Annotated in this window: 4 protein-coding genes; all 4 read right to left on the bottom strand. The window is 39.1% G+C overall.

Annotated elements, in window-relative coordinates; all coding sequences use genetic code 11:
- Positions 1–11 precede the first annotated feature (11 nt).
- Positions 12–554, bottom strand: a complete 543-nt coding sequence (locus V7L97_RS12255; protein ID WP_333656396.1) for a hypothetical protein — start codon at positions 552–554, stop codon at positions 12–14.
- 17 nt (positions 555–571) lie between these two features.
- Positions 572–967, bottom strand: coding sequence for a type VII toxin-antitoxin system HepT family RNase toxin (gene hepT / locus V7L97_RS12250; RefSeq protein WP_333656393.1), 396 nt, complete (start codon positions 965–967; stop codon positions 572–574).
- Positions 951–1,397 (bottom strand): type VII toxin-antitoxin system MntA family adenylyltransferase antitoxin, encoded by a 447-nt coding sequence (mntA, locus tag V7L97_RS12245; protein WP_333656391.1) that lies wholly within the window; start codon positions 1,395–1,397, stop codon positions 951–953. Before mntA ends, hepT begins: the two co-directional genes overlap by 17 nt.
- Before the next feature lie 5 nt (positions 1,398–1,402).
- Positions 1,403–2,385 (bottom strand): N-acetylneuraminate synthase family protein (locus V7L97_RS12240; RefSeq protein ID WP_333656389.1); only part of this gene is annotated, 983 nt, incomplete at its 5' end.

Below are 2,385 nucleotides of genomic sequence, written 5' to 3'. Positions count from 1 at the left end.
TTACCAGCCATCTACGTCCTCTTGCTGTCGATGTTGCGCATTAAATCGTATGCCTTCTTTACATGTTCGTTTTGAGATGCATTAACTATCTTCTCGACGACACCCATGATGTCTTTGTACTGTACTGCCTTTTTGCAGGCAATCGGAAAGAGATTGTTAAATACCTCATTGATTGCATTCTGTCCCACAAACTCATAATCGTATCTATCCCTGTCCGGGCTCGTAAGGGTCAAAAGATAGTTAATCAGTACTGCGAGCATCTCATCGAACATTTTGTTATCGAGCAGGTAGAGCGCCTTTAAAAACAGGAGGTCCGAGTGGTCATCTTTTATCTTGAGGCCTTCTTCTATATTTTTTATCGCTTCCTCGCCCTCTTTTTTCTCGAAATTAAATTTTGAGATGATGGTCAACATCTTGAGATATGCCGCGTTTTCCTTTGTCTTTTCTTTATCAGGAATTTGAGCCATCGCCCTTTTTAGGGACTCAATTGCAAGCTCCTTCTGTCCCAATTTCATGTAAGTTAACGCTGAATTAAAATTTGCTTCGTAACTCATCTATCCTCCCCAGGTATCTAAAAATATTCCTTTGTCTTTTCTGCAAATTCTTTTAAATCCTTAACGCTTTCAAGCAATCCATACAACTTATCGGTGTCAACTGTAATATATTCATGGACAAATATGTTTCGCAATCCAACCATACCTGAAACCCTGTCAGACAAATCCTCATCTATGTATTTGTATTTTGTTAAAAGCTCTATGCATTCTGAATAAGTAGATGGAGATCCTAAATTGTATTTACTGACTATATGACACGCAACATCTATCACTATCTGTATGCTCTCCAGAAAACCATACCTCAATGCCCATTGTCTTGATTTATCGGACGCTATATCCTCAAGGCTATACCTATTTTTAAGTCCAATAAGCTCTACAATGTTATCTTCAAGCAACTTAAGCCGCTCCAGCATAGTTTCGCTCTCCAAATCTGCCGTTTTTTAATCTCTCTTTAAAGCTTTTATTTATCTCGTCTATCAAATAATCGTTGTCCAGATAATATAAAAATGTCTTTTTCTTGAATTCGATAAATCTTTCCTGTTTTTTACAGAATACAAGCACTCCATTTTTAACTATTTCATAAGCAAACACCGGCCTCTTTTTGTATATATCGTTCAGCACAACAACATCAACCCTCTTTCCAATAATTGCCTCCAGACGGCAGTTCAATAATCCAAGTTCCCCAAGTGAAATGTCTCTGCTCGTGTAAATTCCAATATCCACATCGCTTAGGGGCGTTGCCCTGTTTTCTGCCACAGAACCGAAAAGCACTGCAAAATCAATAAAATCAGATGACTGTAATGCTTCGCTTATTAGTTCATTTCTTATCTGTCCTGAATTCATCTTTCTTATTGTAAGTCCTCAAATTTTATTATCGAATCTATTTTAATATTTCTCTTTGTCCTGCGTCCAATCACCTTGTCGATGTCCTTTGGGCTTATGCCTGTTCCGGGTCTTTTTAATATCAGCATATCTTCTGTTATTACATCGCCCTTTTTAATATCAACTTTAGCTACAATGCTCTTTCTTGCCCAATCTTTGCTTTTAAGCTCCCTTTCGGAAGGGGACTTGATGCCTGTTCCAAGCGCCTTTTCTATCTTCCTTATGCTGTTTACCATCTCTATCAGGTCCCTCTCGTCGCATGAAACAGGGCAGTCCTGAGAACCGGGTGCATTCTTGCTTACGGCAATATGCTTTTCGATAACAGAAGCGCCAATTGCAACTGCAGCGAGGACAATATCATTGCCTATGGTATGGTCTGAATACCCAACAGGACACTTGAACTCTTTCTGCAATGTATTAATAGCCCTTAAATTTATATCTTCCGGCGCAGGAGGATAACAGGTTATGCAATGAAGAAGAACAAGATTAGTATTCCCTTCGTCAAGAAAAATATTAACCGCATCCCTTATATCATTCATGTCATACATGCCTGTTGAGAGGATTACAGGCTTTTTCTTCTTTGCGATTTTTCTCAAATATGGTGTATTAGACACCTCGCCAGAGCCGATTTTATATGCGATTGGATTAAGAGAGTTGTAAAAATCGAGGCTCTCATCATCGTGGGCAGTGGCGAAAAACATTATGCCCTTTTTCTCGCAATATTCCTTAAGGTATTTAAAAGCATCATATGGAAGTTCCTTGGGCTTAAGCCTTTCTATCCAGTCCGGCGCGACGGATGAAACAAGGTTTTCTGTCTTGAATATTTGAAATTTTACAGCATCTGCCCTTGCTATAACAGCCATATCGACAAGGTGTTTTGCAATCTCGATATTTCCGAAGTGGTTTACGCCGGCCTCTGCTATAACAAAAACAGGATTGCCTATACCAA

The organism is Dissulfurispira sp., assembly GCF_036745535.1.
GTDB lineage: Bacteria > Nitrospirota > Thermodesulfovibrionia > Thermodesulfovibrionales > Dissulfurispiraceae > Dissulfurispira.
The sequence above is the reverse complement of the archived record's forward strand: the minus strand, read 5'-3'. Positions and strand labels throughout refer to the sequence as shown.

Excerpts from the sequence above, each read along its gene's own strand:
- V7L97_RS12255 (WP_333656396.1), bottom strand. The coding sequence starts at position 554 with ATGAGTTACGAAGCAAATTTTAATTCAGCGTTAACTTACATGAAATTG.
- hepT (WP_333656393.1), bottom strand. The coding sequence starts at position 967 with ATGCTGGAGCGGCTTAAGTTGCTTGAAGATAACATTGTAGAGCTTATT.
- mntA (WP_333656391.1), bottom strand. The coding sequence starts at position 1,397 with ATGAATTCAGGACAGATAAGAAATGAACTAATAAGCGAAGCATTACAG.